General features: G+C 63.5%; 16 protein-coding genes. 9 read left to right on the forward strand and 7 right to left on the reverse strand.

The features are described 5' to 3' along the window. The first annotated feature begins 162 nt into the window (after positions 1–162). A complete protein-coding gene (locus ACVWZA_RS16970) occupies positions 163–570 on the forward strand; it encodes a GNAT family N-acetyltransferase (RefSeq protein WP_457312450.1) in 408 nt (135 codons plus the stop codon). A gap of 93 nt (positions 571–663) precedes the next feature. Here the strand turns inward: ACVWZA_RS16970 and ACVWZA_RS16975 are convergent, their stop codons facing one another. Then, positions 664–1,002 carry a winged helix-turn-helix transcriptional regulator gene (locus ACVWZA_RS16975; protein ID WP_457312451.1) on the reverse strand — a complete coding sequence of 113 codons (339 nt, stop codon included), beginning with the start codon at positions 1,000–1,002 and terminating at the stop codon, positions 664–666. 101 nt (positions 1,003–1,103) lie between these two features. Here ACVWZA_RS16975 and ACVWZA_RS16980 point away from each other — a divergent pair, with 101 nt between their 5' ends. Next, entirely contained in the window at positions 1,104–1,976 is an 873-nt protein-coding gene (locus ACVWZA_RS16980; RefSeq protein ID WP_457312452.1) for an NAD(P)-dependent oxidoreductase, read from the forward strand. Between the two features lie 172 nt (positions 1,977–2,148). On the opposite strand, the gene ACVWZA_RS16985 is transcribed toward ACVWZA_RS16980, so the two are convergent. Next, entirely contained in the window at positions 2,149–4,515 is a 2,367-nt protein-coding gene (locus ACVWZA_RS16985; protein ID WP_457312591.1) for a GH92 family glycosyl hydrolase, read from the reverse strand. Positions 4,516–4,934: 419 nt separating this feature from the next. Beyond that, positions 4,935–5,090 (reverse strand): hypothetical protein, encoded by a 156-nt coding sequence (locus ACVWZA_RS16990; RefSeq protein ID WP_457312453.1) that lies wholly within the window; start codon positions 5,088–5,090, stop codon positions 4,935–4,937. 104 nt (positions 5,091–5,194) lie between these two features. Between ACVWZA_RS16990 and ACVWZA_RS16995 the strand changes: the two genes are divergently transcribed. Continuing rightward, a complete protein-coding gene (locus ACVWZA_RS16995) occupies positions 5,195–5,488 on the forward strand; it encodes a DUF5071 domain-containing protein (RefSeq protein ID WP_457312454.1) in 294 nt (97 codons plus the stop codon). Positions 5,489–5,721: 233 nt separating this feature from the next. After that, positions 5,722–6,123: a hypothetical protein gene (locus tag ACVWZA_RS17000; RefSeq protein ID WP_457312455.1), complete on the forward strand. Its 402-nt coding sequence runs from the start codon at positions 5,722–5,724 to the stop codon at positions 6,121–6,123. Between the two features lie 21 nt (positions 6,124–6,144). Here the strand turns inward: ACVWZA_RS17000 and ACVWZA_RS17005 are convergent, their stop codons facing one another. Together ACVWZA_RS17005 and ACVWZA_RS17010 are read right to left on the reverse strand one after the other, a co-directional pair. Beyond that, positions 6,145–7,458, reverse strand: a complete 1,314-nt coding sequence (locus tag ACVWZA_RS17005) for a sensor histidine kinase (protein WP_457312456.1) — start codon at positions 7,456–7,458, stop codon at positions 6,145–6,147. Beyond that, positions 7,448–8,875, reverse strand: a complete 1,428-nt coding sequence (locus tag ACVWZA_RS17010; protein WP_457312457.1) for a sigma-54-dependent transcriptional regulator — start codon at positions 8,873–8,875, stop codon at positions 7,448–7,450. The genes ACVWZA_RS17005 and ACVWZA_RS17010 overlap by 11 nt, the downstream gene beginning before the upstream one ends. An 88-nt stretch (positions 8,876–8,963) precedes the next feature. Here ACVWZA_RS17010 and ACVWZA_RS17015 point away from each other — a divergent pair, with 88 nt between their 5' ends. From ACVWZA_RS17015 to ACVWZA_RS17035, 5 genes are all read left to right on the forward strand, one after another. Next, entirely contained in the window at positions 8,964–9,149 is a 186-nt protein-coding gene (locus ACVWZA_RS17015; RefSeq protein ID WP_457312458.1) for a hypothetical protein, read from the forward strand. Between the two features lie 153 nt (positions 9,150–9,302). Continuing rightward, a complete protein-coding gene (locus ACVWZA_RS17020; RefSeq protein ID WP_457312459.1) occupies positions 9,303–10,628 on the forward strand; it encodes an efflux RND transporter periplasmic adaptor subunit in 1,326 nt (441 codons plus the stop codon). A gap of 3 nt (positions 10,629–10,631) precedes the next feature. Further along, complete coding sequence (locus ACVWZA_RS17025) at positions 10,632–11,312, forward strand: ABC transporter ATP-binding protein (protein WP_457312460.1); 681 nt, start codon at positions 10,632–10,634, stop codon at positions 11,310–11,312. Between the two features lie 27 nt (positions 11,313–11,339). Next, positions 11,340–13,847: an ABC transporter permease gene (locus ACVWZA_RS17030; RefSeq protein ID WP_457312462.1), complete on the forward strand. Its 2,508-nt coding sequence runs from the start codon at positions 11,340–11,342 to the stop codon at positions 13,845–13,847. 244 nt (positions 13,848–14,091) lie between these two features. Beyond that, positions 14,092–15,015 carry a DUF3829 domain-containing protein gene (locus ACVWZA_RS17035; protein WP_457312463.1) on the forward strand — a complete coding sequence of 308 codons (924 nt, stop codon included), beginning with the start codon at positions 14,092–14,094 and terminating at the stop codon, positions 15,013–15,015. Between the two features lie 300 nt (positions 15,016–15,315). On the opposite strand, the gene ACVWZA_RS17040 is transcribed toward ACVWZA_RS17035, so the two are convergent. Further along, positions 15,316–15,816 carry an N-acetyltransferase family protein gene (locus ACVWZA_RS17040; protein WP_457312464.1) on the reverse strand — a complete coding sequence of 167 codons (501 nt, stop codon included), beginning with the start codon at positions 15,814–15,816 and terminating at the stop codon, positions 15,316–15,318. Between the two features lie 107 nt (positions 15,817–15,923). Then, entirely contained in the window at positions 15,924–17,477 is a 1,554-nt protein-coding gene (locus tag ACVWZA_RS17045) for a DHA2 family efflux MFS transporter permease subunit (RefSeq protein WP_457312465.1), read from the reverse strand. Position 17,478 lies beyond the last annotated feature (1 nt).

Consider the following 17,478-nt stretch of genomic DNA (forward strand, 5'->3'; position numbering starts at 1 on the left):
TCAATCGTGATACCAGTGCGCATGTCGCAACGTCGCATGCCGCAGCCGCCATGGGAATCCTAAAACGGACTCCTTCGTTCCGATCAATCCACTAGACGGGCGGCATGACCCGACCCGGGCGATATCCGATACGACCATTTCGAAGCGAGCGCGGCCGATGCGGTGGCGCTGCTGCTGGAGCTTTGTGCCGAGATATTTCCCGGTTTCGACCAGGAGTATCTCGCATCGCGCCTGCCGCGCGCCACCGAACCCGACCTGTGGCTGGCCTATGACGCGGCCGGCATTGTCGGGTTCAAACTCGGTTATCGTCGCGGCGCGTCGCTTTTTTACAGCTGGCTCGGCGGCGTTCACCCACGCGCGCGCCGTGCCGGGGTCGCCGAAGCGTTGATGGAGCGCCAGCACGCGCGTGCCTTGGCAAGCGGCTACACGCATATCGAAACCCGCACCCGCGCCGCGAACAACGGCATGATCATCCTCAACCTGCGCCACGGTTTCCATGTCGCTGCGTTCGAGATCGATGCGAGCGGCATTCCGGTCGTCACCCAGCGCAAGGACTTGCGCGCAGGCTGACGCTGATATCGTGGCGGACGTCGATGAGGAGGGGCGTCATCGCTGGGCTATGGCTCATCTCCGCCGGGCTGTTCCACAAGGCCACGGGTTCCATCAAGCATCGACCGGATAGCGCCCGGTCGCCCTGGCATAGCTTTCGCCCCAATCCGCCACCTGCGCCAGTGCCGCGTTGAGTGTCGTGCCCCAATCCGACAGCGCGTAATCGACGCGTGGCGGCACTTGATTGAATACCGAGCGCGTGACCAGTTTGTCGCGTTCGAGTTCGCGCAATTGCTGGATCAGCATCTTCTCGGTCACGCCGACCACGCGTCGCCTGAGCTCGCCAAAGCGTACCGGGCCGGTGTTGAGTTCCCACAATATGACCGCCTTCCACTTGCCGCCGACCACGTTGAACGCCGGGCCGATGCCGCAGGCATAGGGTTTTTCCGCCATGATATCAGCGATGCTCCCCAAAAGGTGAGTACCTGACAAAATAGTCGGTACTTGCTCGATCGAGCGTGGCCTTCCTATCTCTCGCCGCACCGAAAGAGGAGATGAAAATGACCGACGTTACGATAATCGGCTTGGGCTCGATGGGCCTGACACTGGCCGAGCTGATGCTCGGCGCGGGCAGATCGGTCACGCTGTGGAACCGCAGCGCGGACAGGGCCGCCGATCTGGTCGCGCAGGGCGCGCACCTTGCACCGAGCCCGGCGGCTGCGGTCGCAGCCAGCCCGGTCACGCTGATCTGTGTGTTCGACTATGCGGCGGCACGAGCCATCCTCGATGCGGACGGTGCGGCGACCGCGCTCGACGGCCGGCTGCTGATCAATCTCGGCACCGGCAGCCCGGAAGATGCGCGCGATGCCGAGGCATTCGTCACCGGCCATGGCGGAAATTACCTCGACGGCGCGATCCAGGCGGCACCGAGCCAGATGGGGCAGAACGACACGCCGATCCTGCTTTCCGGTCCGGCAAATATATTCGCCGAGGCGCTGCCGTTATTGACCGTGTTAGCGGGCAGCCCGACGCATCTTGGTGAGCGGATCGACGCGGCCGCGTTCATGGATCTCGCCACTCTGTCCTACGTCTATGGCGCGTTCGGCGGTTTCCTGCACGGTGCGCGGATCGCCGAATCCGTCGATACCAGCGTCGCGACCTTCGGCAAGATCGTCGAGCAGATATCACCGACTTTCGGTGCCTTCTTCAAGCATGAGGCCGGAGTGATCGAGTCTGGCGATTTCGCCATCACGGAAAGCCCGTTGCGCATCTCGATCCCGGCGGTCGAGCGCATCCTGCGCACCTCGGAAGCACTTGGTATCAATACCGAGCTGCCCGCGCTGGTGCACAAATGGCTTGGCCGGGCCAGTCAGGCAGGTCTTGCTGACGAGGAACTGGCCTCGCTGATCAAGGTTCTCCGCAGTTGAACGGGCGGGGCGCGGCGGGCATCATGCGATATCTTCCGCGCCCGGCGCCGCGGGCGCGAAGCAGGGCCCTATGATGCGACACGCGGCTGCGCCGGATTGCCAATAATCGGCGGCTCCTTGAGTCCTTGCCTACCTCTTGCACCGTGCGATTCAAGGCTTTGATTGGCTTTCCTCACCGTCGGGCCGTGCTCTGGGAAAACGGCCGGTCGCTTGCTGCCGTCGCCCATATCCTGTTCGGCTGCGCCTGCATCACGAACCGCAATTCGCCGCCCGCCATGATCTCGGCGTGCCGGACGAAGCCGCGCGTCAGGGGACGGCCGTTGAGCGATACGCTGCCGACATAGGGATGTGCGTCGTCCAGCCCGTCGGCGATCACGGTGAATTTCTTGCCTCCCGGCAAAGCCAGCGCCGCGCGATTCACGAACGGGCGACCGATGACATATTCCAGGCTGCCCGGCGTGACGGGGTAGAAACCGAGCGAGGTAAACACCAGCCAGGCCGACATCTGGCCAAGGTCGTCATTGCCCGACAGGCCGTCGGGCGTCGGCTTGTACTGGCTCGCGACGATCTGAGTCAGCCGCGCCTGGGTCCGCCACGGCGCCCCGGCATAATTGTACAGATAGGCGACGTGATGGCTCGGTTCGTTGCCATGGATATACTGGCCGATCAGCCCGGCGATATCCTCGGCATGGCTATAATCGAGTTTCGAATTGTCGTAATCAAACATCGCGTCGAGCTTGGCGACGCTCGCCTTGTCGCCGCCCATCGCCTGCACAAGCCCGGCCTGATCCTGCGGCACGAACCAGCTATATTGCCACGCATTGCCCTCGGTATAATCCGACCCGTAGTTGATCGCGGTCGGATCGAACGGCACGCGGAAACTGCCGTCGCTCTTGCGTGCACGGACGAAGCCGGTCTTTGCGTCGAATGTATTGCGCCAATTGGCGGCGCGCTTGTCGAAGGTCGCGGCGATGTCCAGCCGCCCCATCGCCCGTGCCATTCGCGCTATGGTCCAGTCGTCATAGGCATATTCGACGGTCTTCGACGCGGCCTCGGGTTCGCGGTCGATCGCGACATAGCCGAGCTTCATATAGTCGCCGAGGCCGCCATAGGATGGGTAACTCGCGCTCGCGACCATAGCGTCGAGCGCTTCCTTCGCGTCGAACCCGCGAACACCTTTCAGATACGCATCCGCGATCACCGGCACGGCGTGATAGCCGATCATCGTCCAGGTCTCTCGCCCCTGGAACTGCCAGATCGGCAGGATGCCGTCGGGACTGAATCTGCGGCTGGCGAGCAACGAACGGACGATGTCGCTATTGGTTTTTTCTGGTTGCACCAAAGTCAGTAATGGATGTTCGGCGCGGAACGTATCCCACAGCGAAAAGGTCGAGCGGAAGGTGAAGTCTTTAGCCTGATGCACCTGATCGTCAGGGCCGCGATAGCGCCCATCGGCGTCGCCCGCGACCGAGGGCGCGAGCAGTGTATGATAAAGCGCGGTGTAGACGCTGGTCTTCATCGGCGCTGGCGCATCGATGTCGAGCGCACCAAGGGCCTTGTCCCATGCCGCATGCGTTTTCGCCCGCACCGCGTCGAAACTGCCCGGCTCGCTGTTGAGATTGGCGATTGCCCCCGCCTCGTCGACCGAGGAGATCGCGACCTTCACCTCGAGCGGCTTATCGAGCACGCTAAAGTCGAGCCGTGCGACCAGCGCCCGACCGCTTTTTTCGGCGAGTGCGTCGCTGCCGCGCCCCGGCCCCTGGAAACCCTTGTACGGCACGTCCTTCTCGGTGCTGACGAAGGCATGGTCGCGTAAAGGTGCCGAGAAGCGCATCGCGAAATAGAGCTTGCGCCCCGGCGCCCAGCCGCGTGCCTCGCGTGCCCCGGTGACCGTCCCGTCAGCGTTCAACCGAAGTGACGACCACAGGATCTTGCCGGGGTAATTATACAGCGAACTGCGCAGATCGATCAGCAGATGCGCCGCCTTGCCGACGGGGAAGGCATAGCGATGCACCCCGATCCGCGTACCCGCCGTCATCTCCGCGCGAATGCCTGGATCGCTTAGCGTCACGGCATAATAGCCCGGCCTGGCGATCTCGCTCTTATGGTCGAAGCGCGAGCGGTATCCCGAACCCGGTTTGGCCGGATCGCCCGGTTCCAGCGCGACCTTGTCGCCAGCGATTGGCATGACGAGGAAATCGCCCAGGTCGGAATGCCCCGCGCCGGAGAAGTGGGTGTGCGAGAAACCCTGGATCGTCGGATCGGTATAACGATAGCCCGCCGCCCATTTGTAACTGTCGCGGATGACATGGCTGGTATCGGTATCGGGGCTCAATTGCACCATCCCGAACGGCGCGACTGCGCCGGGGAACGTGTGTCCTTCGCCGCCGGTGCCGATGAACGGATCGACACTGTCGGAAACGGACTGGCCAAGCGAAGGGGTGGCCAGGCTCAGGGCGAGAGCGGCGGTGAGGGCGAAGCGGTGAATGGACATCGGCTCGTTTAAGCAGGGCAGAGGGGGCGAGGGAAGACCGCGCATTGCGGTGAACGGGACGTCGAAGTCCTTGCGACTGAGTACGACCTCTCCGCTGATCGACCGTGCGACCGCCAATCGACCCCGCGCGCGCATGGCACCAGCGCCGTGGACGATGCGCAGGACGGCCGCGGCAGGAAGATTGGCGTTGCGAGCGCATCGAGGACGGATTCCAAGGCCGTCCCGGCAACGCCTTGAGGTCGAGTAAGTGGCTGATCGTGGCGGCACAGCAGTTTCGAGGCGCTCGAAGAATCGATAGCCTTTCGTCATGCGATGCTGGAGGTGAAACCACCCTATTGGCTCCATGTCGTTGCGCCCGCTCCCTTCATACGCTCTGATGTTGAATTCCTGGCCGGCAAGTCTTGCCGAGCAGCGGGCCTGGCTGGCGGCGTGCGAACTGGGGCAATGATGTCGAGATCGGTCTATCAGTTATCGGCGAGCCGAGGCCAGTTTTCGTCGTGGAAATACCGGTTCTCACGACCTCCGGCGAACAGCTTCGCGAGCGGCTGGGGGCCGGGCAAATCAGGCTGACCGCACAACAGGTCGCGAAGCGGGGCAAGGGCGCGCTTGTCGCCGGTCATGACCCCGCCCAGCTGCCGCGCGATAAGAGCGATACCGAGCGCGTCCACGCGATAATCGCGCTGGGCTATCCGGCGGTCGAACCGCTCCTGCCCGAACTGCTCGAATGGATGAGGACATCAACTGGCCGGTCGCCCAAGTGCTGTATACATTCCTGGCGAGCATCGGCGCGGCGCCCGCCAACCCGATCCGCCATGTGCTCGCCACCGACGACGATTACTGGAAGGAGCAGGTGCTGCGCGGGATCGTCGCCGAGTCCGCCGATTTGCGGGCGACCTTCCGGCCCGAACTCGAACGGCTGGCCTTCGATCCGACCCCGCGCGAAGAGGCCAGAGAGATTAGCGCCTTTGTCAGAGTGATGCTGCTCAAGTCGACCGGTTCGGTGGACGAGCTTCGCTGACCATTTCAGGGTATCTTGCCGACGACAGCCCAGGACCGACCGTCGCGATGTGCGGTAATTGCGTAATCATCGGGTGACCCTTGGTTAATACTGTATCGCCAATTGCCGCTGAATGGTGACGATGACCCGTCAGTATACTATTTGCTCACCGCAAGTACGAACGGGTTATAATCCGTCAAAAAAGGCTTGTTAATGTTCTGACTATATTGATGGTTTTTCGTAAATCAGGAAGCATGATGAAGGCGGGCTATAATTTCGATTATGATGCTCGGCGGCGGTTACTCAAATTGACCCTTTCCGGATTGTGGGACCGTGCGACTCTCACTGCCTTCCAGCGTGAAGCCGCCGCCCTGTTGAGCAAGGTCGAAAATGCCGGTCATACCGATCTCGGCGGCAGGATCCTGATCGACCTGACCGACTATGCCGTTCAGTCGCAGGATATCGCCGACGACGTCAGCGCACTCATCCCGACTTATGCGATCAGGGCGGGGCGTATCGCGGTGATCTGGTCGCGATCCGCGCTGCAGAAAATGCAGATGCGGCGGTTGTTGTCGTCCGACAAGCTCCGCTTCGTGACGTCGGAAGCGGAAGGGCTCGCGTGGTTGTTCGAGGAGCCGCCGACTACCACGACCTGACGCTCCGGGGCGCTTCAGAATTCACAACAGGATCCGGAACACCGCGCCCTCGTCCGTGTCGACCAGATCGATCGACCCGCCATGCGCGATCACGATTTGTCGCACGAGATTGAGCCCTACGCCGGTGCCCGCCGCTCGCGTCGTGAAGAAGGGCAGGAACACGTCTTTCCTCACCGCCTCGGGTACGCCCGGGCCATTGTCCGCGACCTCCATCAACACGCCGCCATCAGCGCGTTTCGCGATCGTCATGCGCACTTCGCCGTCACGGCCAGCCTCACTGGTCGCCTGTGCGGCATTGCGCAGCAGGTTGATCAGCGCCTGGGCGAGCAGGTCAGGATCGGCTTCCAGTATCAGGTTCGGGGCCACTTCGATGGTTAGCGCGACCTGCGGCCAGTCAGCCGCGAACAGACGGTCGAGTTCGTGCGCAAAGGGTTCGGCGCCGAACGCGCGCGGCTTGACCTCGGGCGGCTTGGCCACCGCGCGATAACTGTCGATGAAATGGCGCAGCCCTTCGGCACGTCGCACTAACGTGGTCATCGCGGTGCGCGCTGAGTCAATGTCCGGCGGATCGGTGTCGAGCACCGCCGCCGCCGTGCCGGCGAGCGAGGTGACCGGAGTCAATGAATTGAGAATCTCGTGAGTCAGCACGCGGACCAGGTCGGTCTGCGCCGCCATCTCGACCGCGTCGAGCGTGCCTTGCACCGGCTCGACGGTGACCGCGCGGACCTGCAGGCCCAGCCGATCGAGCGCTCCGGTGCGCACGATCGCACGCTGCGGCCCGGCCGTCAGGCGCAGGATCAACAGCTCTTGACCCGCATTGCCGGTTCGTGCGAGCCGGGCAGCGAAGGTTGCGCCGTAACGCGCGAAATCCTCCGGCCTGGTACCCTGATCATGATCGAACAGTCGCCGCGCGGCCTTGTTGACCAACCGCACGCCATGCGCATCGTCGACCGTCAGCAACGCGACCGGCACATCGTCGACCAGCGCTTCGAGGAACCGGAGTTCCTGCACGCCCTCGTCGCGCGCCGTGTGAAGCTTACGCATCGCGTCGTCGAGCGCGCTGCCGAGCGTAGCGAAACCGGCCCCGCCGCGCCCGTCGAAACGCGCGGTGACGTCACCGAACCGCAACGCTTCGACGAAGCGCGCGATCAGCATGTTGGTGCGCTCAACATGGCGCCATAGACCCCACACCATCGCCGCGACGATTGCCACCGCGAGGATGCGCACCACCGCGAGGCCGGGTGTCTGGAAAGCGAGCTGCAGCGCGATCAGCGCGACGATCAGCCCGACGATCCACCCCGCCAGCACGAGGGTGAAGCGGCGATCAAAGCCCATGCTTTTCCATCCTGCGATACAGCGCGGCGCGGGACAGGCCCAGTTCGGAGGCGGCGGACGAGATGTTATAGGCGTGTTTCTTCAGCGCCTGCTCGACCAATTGCCGTTCGACCCGGTCGAGATTGAGATCGGTCGCGACAGGGGCAACCGCGGCTTCGGGCGCGAGGCGTAGTTCAGTTTGGGGTGCGGCATAAGATGTGGCCGGCGCGACGGGGCTGCCGAGAGGGAAATCCTCCGGTTCGAGCGGTGCGTCGCCGGCAAGGATCACCGCGCGCTCGATTGCATGGCGCAGCGCCCGGACATTGCCCGGCCAGTCATGCGCGGTCAGCGCCGCGCGCGCCGCCGGCGTCAGGGTCGGGGCAGGACGATTGTAGCGTTTCGCATAATGGTGGAGGAAATGATCGACTAACGCCGGCACGTCTTCCTGCCGGTCACGCAGGGGTGGCAGTTCGATCTCGACCGTGTTGAGCCGGAACAGCAGATCCTGCCGGAACAGGCGATCGTCGCGCAACTGCGCCGGGGTCATGTTGGTCGCAGCGATCACCCGGATATCGACCGGCACCGGACGGTTGGCGCCGACCGGCGTGACTTGCCTTTGTTCGAGCACGGTGAGCAATTTGGGTTGCAGATGCAGTGGCAGATTGCCGATTTCGTCGAGAAACAAGGTGCCGCCGCTTGCCGCCTGGATGCGCCCGATGCGGTCGCCCTTGGCATCGGTAAAGGCGCCTTTCACGTGGCCGAACAGCTCGGAATCGATCAACTCGGTGGCGATCGCGCCGAGATCGACGGTCAGCATCGGTTGCCCGGCGCGCAGCGATTGGCGGTGGAGCGCGCGCGCGACCAGTTCCTTTCCGGTGCCGTTCTCGCCCAGCACCAGCACATTGGCGTCGGTCGGCGCGGCGCGCGCGATCAGCGAATTGACCCGCGCCATGCCCGGCGCGGCGCCGATCAGGGGCGGGTTGCTGCCTGGCGTCGGATCGGCAACCGCCGCGACTTTGGCTCGTTCGGTCGCGACGGTGCGCTTTGACCGGCGCAGCGTGGCGGCGGTGCGCACCGTGGTCATCAACCGTTCGTTCGACCAGGGCTTGGACACGAAATCGGTCGCGCCGCGCTTCATTGCCTCGACCGCGATATTCACCCCCGCATGCGCGGTGATCATCACCACGATCAGTTCGGGATCGGCGGTGAGCAGCCGGTCGAGCAGAGCCAGCCCCTCCGCCGCATTTGTCGCGCCGCGCGCGAAATTGGCGTCGAGCAGCGCCACGTCGGGCGAATGCGCCGCCGCCGCCGCCATCGCCTCATCCGGGTTCGACGCAGTGATCACCTCGCGGAACATGGTGCGCAGCAATAGCCGTGCCGCGGTCAAGATGTCCTCGTCATCGTCGATGACCAGGCAGCAATCGAATTCTTTCGTCATTTCGTTCGCCATGTGACCGCTCCCGTACAGTGAGTGTTCGAAACCGGACAATCAATTTCCGTGCCACAGGTCCGGAAAATTGCATAAAATGGCTGAAATCAGCCAGTTTCTGAAAACTGGCACGGTCGATGCGATGCTGTTTGCATCGGCACTCACGCCGACTTGGAGAATGACCGTGAAAAGCCCCTTCGCCTTCCGCATGCTGAGCGTCACCGGCGCCGTTTTCGCCACCCTGTGCCTGACCATCGCATCGGCACCACCGGTCTTTGCATGAGTGCGGCCCGATGCGGTGCTGGCGTCCGTTTTCGGACACAAGTGTCCGAAAACGGACAGTTGGTCCGGATCGCCGAAACTGAACTCTCTGGCCCGCTCTGGGCAAGCGGCTGGCACGCCGCTTGCTAGTTCCGAAGCGGAAAGGAAGACCCGAATGAGCGTTGTGCGAATGCCCCAGGACCAGGTCATCCCGAAAAAAGCCGTTACCGGCTCCGGTATGGATCGCGCCGTCGAAGTGCGGCGGATACCCGGTTGGACCAAATGGGCTGCCATCGTTGCCATTCTCGCCGTCGTGCTGATCGCCTTCTGGTTTTATGCCCCGCGCACCGGCTCGCAGACCGTCGCCGCCGATCGGCTGACCATCTCGCCCGTCCGCACCGGCAAGTTCGAGGATTTCGTACCGCTTCGTGCCCGCGTCACGCCATTATTCACCGTCTTCCTGGACGCGATCGAGGGCGGGCGGGTCGAGAAAGTCATCGCCGAGGACGGCGCCGACCTCGCCCCCGGCGCATTGATTGTCGTGCTGTCCAATGCCGAACTCCAACTCTCGGTGCTCGCGCGCCAGACCGAGGTCGAACAACAGATCAACAATATGCGTAGCCAGGAACTGGCACTGTCGCAGACTCGCATCGCCAATCAGCGTTCGGTGCTCGAGGCCGATCTGTCCGCTGACAAGATGCGCCGCCAATATGAGCGCGAGGCCCCACTAGCCGCCAAGGGTTTTGTCGCGGGCAAGCAATTCGCCGACACTAGCGACCAGTACCGCTACGAACGGCAACGCCTCGCAGTGGTACGTCACGGCCAGGCGGTCGATGAACGCCTGCAGGGCAGCCAGTTGGCGCAGCAGCGCGCTTCGTCCGCCTCGCTCCAATCGAGCCTCGCGCTTGCCCGTTCCAGCCTGGAGGCGCTCAATCTGCGCGCGCCGGTCGGCGGCAAGCTGTCGGGTTTCGACATCCAGGTCGGCCAGTCGCTCAAGCGTGGCGAACGCATTGGCCAGGTCGACAGCCCGGGCCGCAACAAGCTGATGGCGGGTGTCGACGAATTCTATCTCGGCCGCGTGCAACTGGGCCAGAAGGCGAGCGTCGAGCTCTCCGGCAAGACCTATCCCGCGCGCGTCACCAAAATCTATCCGCAGGTGCAGAATGGCCAGTTCCAGGTCGACCTACAGTTCAATGGTGCGGAACCGGCCGCGATCCAGCGCGGTCAGACGCTGCAGGCCAAGCTGACACTCGGCGACCCTGAACCCGCCAGGCTGATTCCGGCCGGAGCATTTTACAACGAAACCGGCGGCAACTGGGTGTTTGCCGTCTCGCCCGACGGCAAGTCGGCGGTGAAGCGCACCGTCCGTCTCGGCCGGCGCAATCCGGACTCGATCGAGGTGCTCGAAGGCCTCGACGCCGGGGAGCGCGTCATCACCTCACCCTATACCGGTTTCGTCGACAAGGACCGGCTCGATATCGACCTCACGGCAAAGGACTGAAACATGCTTGAGATGCGTTCACTTTCGCGGACCTACCGCACCGATACGATCGAAACGACCGCGCTCGATGCGATCGACCTGGACATTGCCGATGGCGAATTCGTCGCGATCATGGGCCCGTCGGGCTGCGGCAAATCGACTTTGCTCAATCTGATGGGCATGCTCGATGCGCCGTCGTCCGGCTCCTATATATTCAACGGCACCGAGGTCGCCGGGCTTGGCGAAGGCAAGCTCGCCACGTTCCGCAAGGAGAATATCGGCTTCATCTTCCAGAGCTTCAATCTGGTCGACGAATTGTCGGTGCGCGAGAATATCGAGCTCGCGCTTCTTTATCACGATGTCTCCGCCGCCGATCGCCGCACCCGCACCGATGCGGTGATGGACCGGGTCGGCGTCGGCCACCGCGCGCGCCATCGGCCGAGCCAATTGTCGGGCGGCCAGCAGCAGCGCGTCGCGGTCGCCCGCGCGTTGGTCGCCGAACCCAAGCTGATCCTTGCCGACGAACCGACCGGCAACCTCGATACCAATCATGGCGAGGAGGTGATGCGCATGCTCCAGCAATTGAACACCGAAGGGTCGACCATCGTCATGGTCACGCACAGCCCGGCGCATGCCGATTACGCCAGCCGCGTGGTCAACATGCTCGACGGCCGCATCCTGCAGCAGCAACGGCGCGCGGCCTGAACTCGATTTGATCCTGGGAGAAAGCCCATGTGGCGCAATTACCTGACCATCGGCATCCGGGCACTCGCCAAGAACCGCGCTTATGCCGCGATCAACATCGCCGGCCTCGCGCTTGGCATCGCCGCGTGCCTGCTGATCCTCGGCTTTGTGCGCTACGAATTCAGCTATGATGGCTGGCTGCCCAATGCCGATCGCGTGTTCCAGCTCCAGGCCTATTACAAGGCAACGCCGCAGGGCGGGGAGGACATGAAGCTGCAGCAGACCAGCTATGTCTCCGGCCAGGCGCTGAAAAAGGACTTCCCCCAAGTCGAGCATCTGGCTTTTGTCAGCAGCCAGGCGATCGTAATCATCAAGGACGGACAGCCGAGCACCGTCGCCGGCGCATTGTTCACCGACGCCAATCTGTTCGATGTGCTCGAAGTGCCGTTCATCAAAGGCGATCCGAAACACGCGCTCGACGACCCCCACGCGCTGGTGCTCGGCGAAAGGGCGGCGGCCAAATTGTTCGGCAGCGCCGATCCGATGGGCAAGACCGTCACCCTGTCCAGTGGCGACATGAAGGCGGATTATCGCGTCACCGGCGTACATCAGGATCTGCCCAAGAACAGCTCGCTCGCCTTTGGCATGATCGCGCGCTACGATCCCGCCGTCTATAATGCGACGACGCCAGAGATGATGACCAGCTGGAACTGGCAGGAGGGCGGCTATTGGGTGAAGCTTAAACCGGGCGCCGATGCCGACCAGATGAATAGCCAGATGAACGCCTGGGAACAGCGCAACATCCCGCCCAAGGACAGCGTCGTCGAAGGCGAGGATCCAAGCAAGTTCCAGGACTTCAAGCTGGTCAATATCCGCGATGTCCATCTCGGCGAGGCGCAGAATGGCGCGCAGCGGCCGGGCAACGATCGCGGCACGATCGTCACCTTCGCGATCATTGCCCTGCTCATCCTCGGCATGGCGTGCGTCAACTTCACCAACCTCGCCACTGCCCGTGCCACCCAGCGTGCCCGAGAAGTCGCGTTGCGCAAGGTGCTCGGCGCGACACGTGGGCAATTGATCACCCAGTTCATTGGCGAATCGATCCTGCTCGCCGCCGCCGCGATGGTCGTCGCGTTGGCGATCGTCGAACTGGCGCTGCCCGCGCTCAACGGCTTTCTCGATGCGCAAATCACGATCCGCTATTTCGCGCTCGACGGGCTGATCGGTCCGGTCATCCTGCTGACCCTGCTCGTCGGCCTCGCCGGCGGCATCTATCCCGCGCTCGTCCTGTCCCGCTTCGAGCCCGCCCGCGTGCTCAAGGCGAACAAATCGGCGGCCGACGCGGAAGGATCAGGGCGCCTGCGCAATATCCTCGTCGTCGGTCAGTTCGCGGTGTCGATCGGCCTGATCATCTGCACCCTGATCGTCTATAGCCAGACGGTCTATGCGCGCAGTACCGATGGCGGATTCCGTCGCGAAGGGCTGCTTCAGATCGACAATATCGGACGTCCGCAGCTTGATCAGGTCGCGACCTCGCTGATCCAGGAAATCAAACGCATCCCCGGCGTGACCAGCGTTGGTCGTACCACGATCGCGGTCGACAATGGCCGTCATTCGGCGACCGGCGTGCAACTTGCCGGCCGGCCGGAAAAAATCCAGCTCGGCGTTTATGGCGTGGATCCGGGTTTCGTGCCCGCGATGGGCATGAAGCTGCTCGCGGGCCGCAACTTCATCGAAAACCAGCCGATGGACGATGCCAGTCTGCCCTTGCCGGTCACGCCCGAGGCCGAGCGAGCGCTGGTCCAGCGCGGCGTCAACATCCTGGTCAGCGCGGAGGCGGCGCGGCGGCTTGGTTACGCCAACCCGGCCGATGCGATCGGCAAACAGATCGGCACCAGCCTGGTCGATGACAGTCTGGGGCTGGTACCCTCGACCATCATCGGCGTGGTCAACGATGTGCGTTTCCGCTCCGCGCGCGAGCCGATCCAGCCCAATTTCTACTTCAGCAAAACGCACAATTTCTCGCAGCTGCTGGTGCGCTTCCAGGGTGTGGAGCCCAAGGCGCTGTCCGGCCGGGTCGAAACGAGCTGGAAACGGATGGCGCCCGAGATCCCGTTCCGCGCCCGCTTCATGACCGACATCATCAACACCCTGTACAATGGCGATGCGGCGCGCGCGCAGTTGTTCGGCGCCTTCGCGATCCTTGCAGTAGTGATCGGTTGCCTCGGCCTGTTTGGCCTTGCCGCCTTCACCGCGGAACGCCGCACCAAGGAGATCGGCATCCGCAAGGTATTGGGTGCCGGCAACCGCGACATCGTGCAGTTGCTGGTATGGCAGTTCAGCCGCCCGGTGCTGATCGCCAATCTGATCGCCTGGCCGCTCGCCTGGTGGGTGATGCGCGGCTGGCTCAACGGCTTCGACACGCGCATGGTGCTGACTCCGGTGCCATTCCTGGGGGCCGGAATCCTGGCACTGATTATTGCGATCGGCACAATCAGCGCGCATGCCTATCGTGTCGCGCGGACCAACCCGATCAAGGCGCTGCGGTACGAATAGGGGGGCAAGTCCGACCCTTGAGGGTGGCGCGAAGGCCGACCGCGTCACCCTCGTATCCTGATCCTGATCCTGATCCCCTCACCCACTTGCTGCCTGGCTCGACCATTTTCGGTAGATCGCCGCAGCGTGATAACGGCCCACCGCATGTCAGCCGTAAAACCCCGCACCCCCGTCATCTTTAGGGGAACCTGAACGGCCTTCCTGCGCTGTCGTTTCGGTAGAGGTACAAAAGGGGGTACGCGCGTTGCAACGGAACAACATCGCTCTGATCGTGGCGGCGACGCTGGCGCTGTCGGCGTGCAACAAGCCCGGCCAGCCATCCGGCGCAGGAACGGGCGTTACGCTGGGACAGGGCGACGAGGGCGCGAGGGCAAAGCTCAGCGCTTATACCGAGGGTTATAACAAGCTGCTCGACACCTTCGGCCTGCCGGCGACCGCCGAATCCTATAACAAGGCTGCGATATCAACCCAGTCGCCGGCCGACACGATTTCGATCAACACTGGTTGGCTTGAACAGGGCGTCACATTGTTGAAGGCGGCGCGCGCCAAATCCGGCGGGCCGGCCGATCTCGATAAGGTGGGTGATACGCTGATTGGCGCACTCGACTCGGCGATCAAGCGCCTGGCCGGACTCGATGTCTATTATGAGAGCAAGGCCTATCGTGACGATGGTCTGGCGCGCGGCAAGCAGGAAGATTCCGCAATGAAGGCTGAACTCCAGGCCGCACTCACCGCGATGGAACGGTTCGGTGCGATCCTCGATCGCGAACGCAAGGCCGCAACCGCGGTGGAACTCGCCGCACTGAAGGCGAAGGGCGACATGCTCGGCTACAACACCAAGCTTGCGCTGCAACAGGCCTCGGCGCTGATCGACTTGTTCAAGGGGGCCGATGACGTCGCAAATCCGGCAGTATTTACCCGGGCGGACGGGCAATTGGCGACGCTCGAGAAAACCCTGGCGGCGCAGCGCGATGAACTGGCCAAGGCCAAGGCGGCGGTCAAGGCCGGCGACCGGGTCGATGTCAATTACGGGCTGGTCGGCGATCGGCTCAACGCGATGGTCGGCGATTATCGCGACCTGCGTAGCAGCCATGAGGGCGGCGATTTCAACGACATGGTCGAACATTATAACGACGCGATCGGTGATGCGAACGACATCTCCGAATGACCGCCACGCTGGCGGCCGGTGTGGCTGTTAAAGGGCGGAATATTCCCGGGCTATCGGTGGCTTGCGCGATGGCGTGGATGCAGGGCCCGGCATTGGCTGTCGCCGGGTTCGTAACTCGCGATCCAGGCACGACTGTGCAACAGATGGCGACACCGCGCAGGCCTGTACTCAGGCCTATGTCTGGACCACGCCGGTCGAGATCAACGGCGGGGCACTAGCGTTTCGGCACCGACCAGCAGGATTGCGGGCCAAACCCCGCGCGCCCTTACGCCGAAGATATATAACGCCGCGACAGCCCCCTCAAAGCCACCGATGCATTACGTTCAGGGCCACATCGCCATGCACTGGATGAGCGAAGGCACCCGGCACCACGCCGACCACCTCGAACCCGAGCGAGCGCCAGAGATGCACCGCCGCGGTGTTGGTCGAAACCACCGCATTGAACTGCATCGCGCGGAAACCCGCCTCTTGCGCCCAGTCGATAGCCGCCTCGCCCAGTGCACGCCCGACGCCGAGCCCACGACCCGACGGCGATACCATGAAGCTTGCCGTTGCCACATGGCTGCCCGGGCCGGCCTGGTTCCGGGTTATCTTGGCGGTGCCGAGGATCGCGCCGGCCCGATCGGTTGCGACGACCGTCCGGCCTGGCGGCTTCTCCATCCACAACATCTCGGCGGTGCTCTCGTCGAGGTCGAGCGGATAGGTGAAGGTATCGCCGGCCGCGGCGACGGCACGCAGGATCGGCCAGAGCGCAGGCCAGTCGGCACACGTCGCGGTACGGATGATCATGTCGTCGGCCACGGATGGTCCTTCGTCTGCCTGCCGCTGCACAATGTGCCCGGCGATACGACAATGCGCCAGCCCCACCCCGGCACTATGGTCGCGTCCAGTGCTGGAAAGACCGCGCCTCAATGCGCCGCGCCCATCTCCACTTCGCGTTTCGGCCTGGGTGCCACCCACACGATCGCGGCGGCGATCAGAAATACGATAAACGCCAGCGCGAAGACATGGGTCGCGCCGACCGTCGATGCCTGTGCCTCGACCAGCCGGTCGATCGCGCCGCGCGCCTGTTCGGTCGACAAGCCGCGCGCTTCGAGCTGGTTCATCCGGTCGGCCACCCCGTTCAGCGCCGGGACCATCTCCGACCGGCTGACCCGGCTGGCATTGTCCCAGGCGGTCGTCGCCATCGCCGTGCCGATCGCACCGCACAAGGTACGCACGAAGCTCATAATGCCTGCCGCCGATGTCGTTTCGCTCGGCTTGACCGCCGATAGCGCCAGAGCGGTCAGGCCGATGAAGAAGAACGGCATGCCGAATCCCTGCAACAATTGTGGCATCGACAACGCCCAGAAGGTTGAATCTGTGCTCCAGCCCGTGCGCAACAGGGACATCACCGCCAGCCAGGTTATCCCAGCGCATACCGTGATACGCAGATCGACCTTGCCGATGAGCCGCGCGGCGATCGGTGACATCACGATCGCGAAAATACCGACGAACGCGGTCGCATAACCCGCCTCGGTCGCGGTATAGCCGATCACCGATTGCAGCCACAACGGGGTCAGGACCACCGAGGCGAAGAACGCCCCGTAGCCCAACGCCACCGCGATCGTACCGATGGCGAAGCCGCGATGACGCAACACCTTGATGTCGACGATCGGGTTCTTCTCGCCCAGCTCCCAGATCACGAAGGCGGGGAATCCGATCGCGGCGATCACCGCCATCGCGACGACGAAGGGGGAGGAGAACCAGTCATGCTCGCGCCCGGTGTCGAGCATCAGCTGGAACGCGCCGACCCACACCACGAGCAGGACCAGGCCGACCACATCCATGCCGACCTTGGCTTTTTTCGTTTCGAACGGCGTGACCAGCCGCGACACTGCGAAGATGCACAACGCGACGACGGGGATGTTGATGAAGAAGATCCACGGCCAGGTCCAATTGTCGCTGATCAGCCCGCCCAGGATCGGCCCGGCGACCGGTGCGCACACGGTGGTCATCGCCCATAAGCCCATTGCCGCGCCGGCGCTCTTCTTGGGGAAGATGCGCAGCAGTAATGATTGCGACAACGGCATCAGCGGACCGCCAGACAACCCCTGCAGGATGCGGAAAATGACCAGCATCGACAGGCTGCCCGACAGGCCGCACATCATCGAGAAGAAACCAAAGCCGATCAGCGACATGATGAACCAGCGCACCGTGCCGAAGCGTGATGCGAGCCATCCGGTCAGCGGCACGCTGATCGCATCGGCCACCGAATAGGAGGTGATCACCCACGTCCCTTGCGTGGGCGAGATCGCCAGCCCGCCGGCGATATGCGGTACCGAGACATTGGCGATCGTCGTGTCGAGCACCACGACGAAATTGGCCAGCGCCAGCGCGACCCCGGCGAGCAGCAGCTTGGCGCCGCTCAGCGGTGTCGGCTCGGCGTCTTTGCCGTCCGTTTCAAGCGCCGCGTCGGCCATC

Source organism: Sphingomonas sp. UYAg733, from assembly GCF_054057355.1.

What these genes read in the sequence shown, in the direction of transcription:
- ACVWZA_RS17005 (WP_457312456.1), bottom strand. Translation starts at nt 7,458, where the DNA reads ATGGGCTTTGATCGCCGCTTCACCCTCGTGCTGGCGGGGTGGATCGTC.
- ACVWZA_RS16995 (WP_457312454.1), top strand. Translation starts at nt 5,195, where the DNA reads ATGGATGAGGACATCAACTGGCCGGTCGCCCAAGTGCTGTATACATTC.
- ACVWZA_RS16975 (WP_457312451.1), bottom strand. Translation starts at nt 1,002, where the DNA reads ATGGCGGAAAAACCCTATGCCTGCGGCATCGGCCCGGCGTTCAACGTG.
- ACVWZA_RS17045 (WP_457312465.1), bottom strand. Translation starts at nt 17,477, where the DNA reads ATGGCCGACGCGGCGCTTGAAACGGACGGCAAAGACGCCGAGCCGACA.
- ACVWZA_RS16990 (WP_457312453.1), bottom strand. Translation starts at nt 5,090, where the DNA reads ATGACCGGCGACAAGCGCGCCCTTGCCCCGCTTCGCGACCTGTTGTGC.
- ACVWZA_RS17020 (WP_457312459.1), top strand. Translation starts at nt 9,303, where the DNA reads ATGAGCGTTGTGCGAATGCCCCAGGACCAGGTCATCCCGAAAAAAGCC.
- ACVWZA_RS17025 (WP_457312460.1), top strand. Translation starts at nt 10,632, where the DNA reads ATGCTTGAGATGCGTTCACTTTCGCGGACCTACCGCACCGATACGATC.
- ACVWZA_RS17000 (WP_457312455.1), top strand. Translation starts at nt 5,722, where the DNA reads ATGATGAAGGCGGGCTATAATTTCGATTATGATGCTCGGCGGCGGTTA.
- ACVWZA_RS17010 (WP_457312457.1), bottom strand. Translation starts at nt 8,875, where the DNA reads ATGACGAAAGAATTCGATTGCTGCCTGGTCATCGACGATGACGAGGAC.
- ACVWZA_RS17030 (WP_457312462.1), top strand. Translation starts at nt 11,340, where the DNA reads ATGTGGCGCAATTACCTGACCATCGGCATCCGGGCACTCGCCAAGAAC.
- ACVWZA_RS16985 (WP_457312591.1), bottom strand. Translation starts at nt 4,515, where the DNA reads ATGCGCGGTCTTCCCTCGCCCCCTCTGCCCTGCTTAAACGAGCCGATG.
- ACVWZA_RS16980 (WP_457312452.1), top strand. Translation starts at nt 1,104, where the DNA reads ATGAAAATGACCGACGTTACGATAATCGGCTTGGGCTCGATGGGCCTG.
- ACVWZA_RS17015 (WP_457312458.1), top strand. Translation starts at nt 8,964, where the DNA reads ATGGCTGAAATCAGCCAGTTTCTGAAAACTGGCACGGTCGATGCGATG.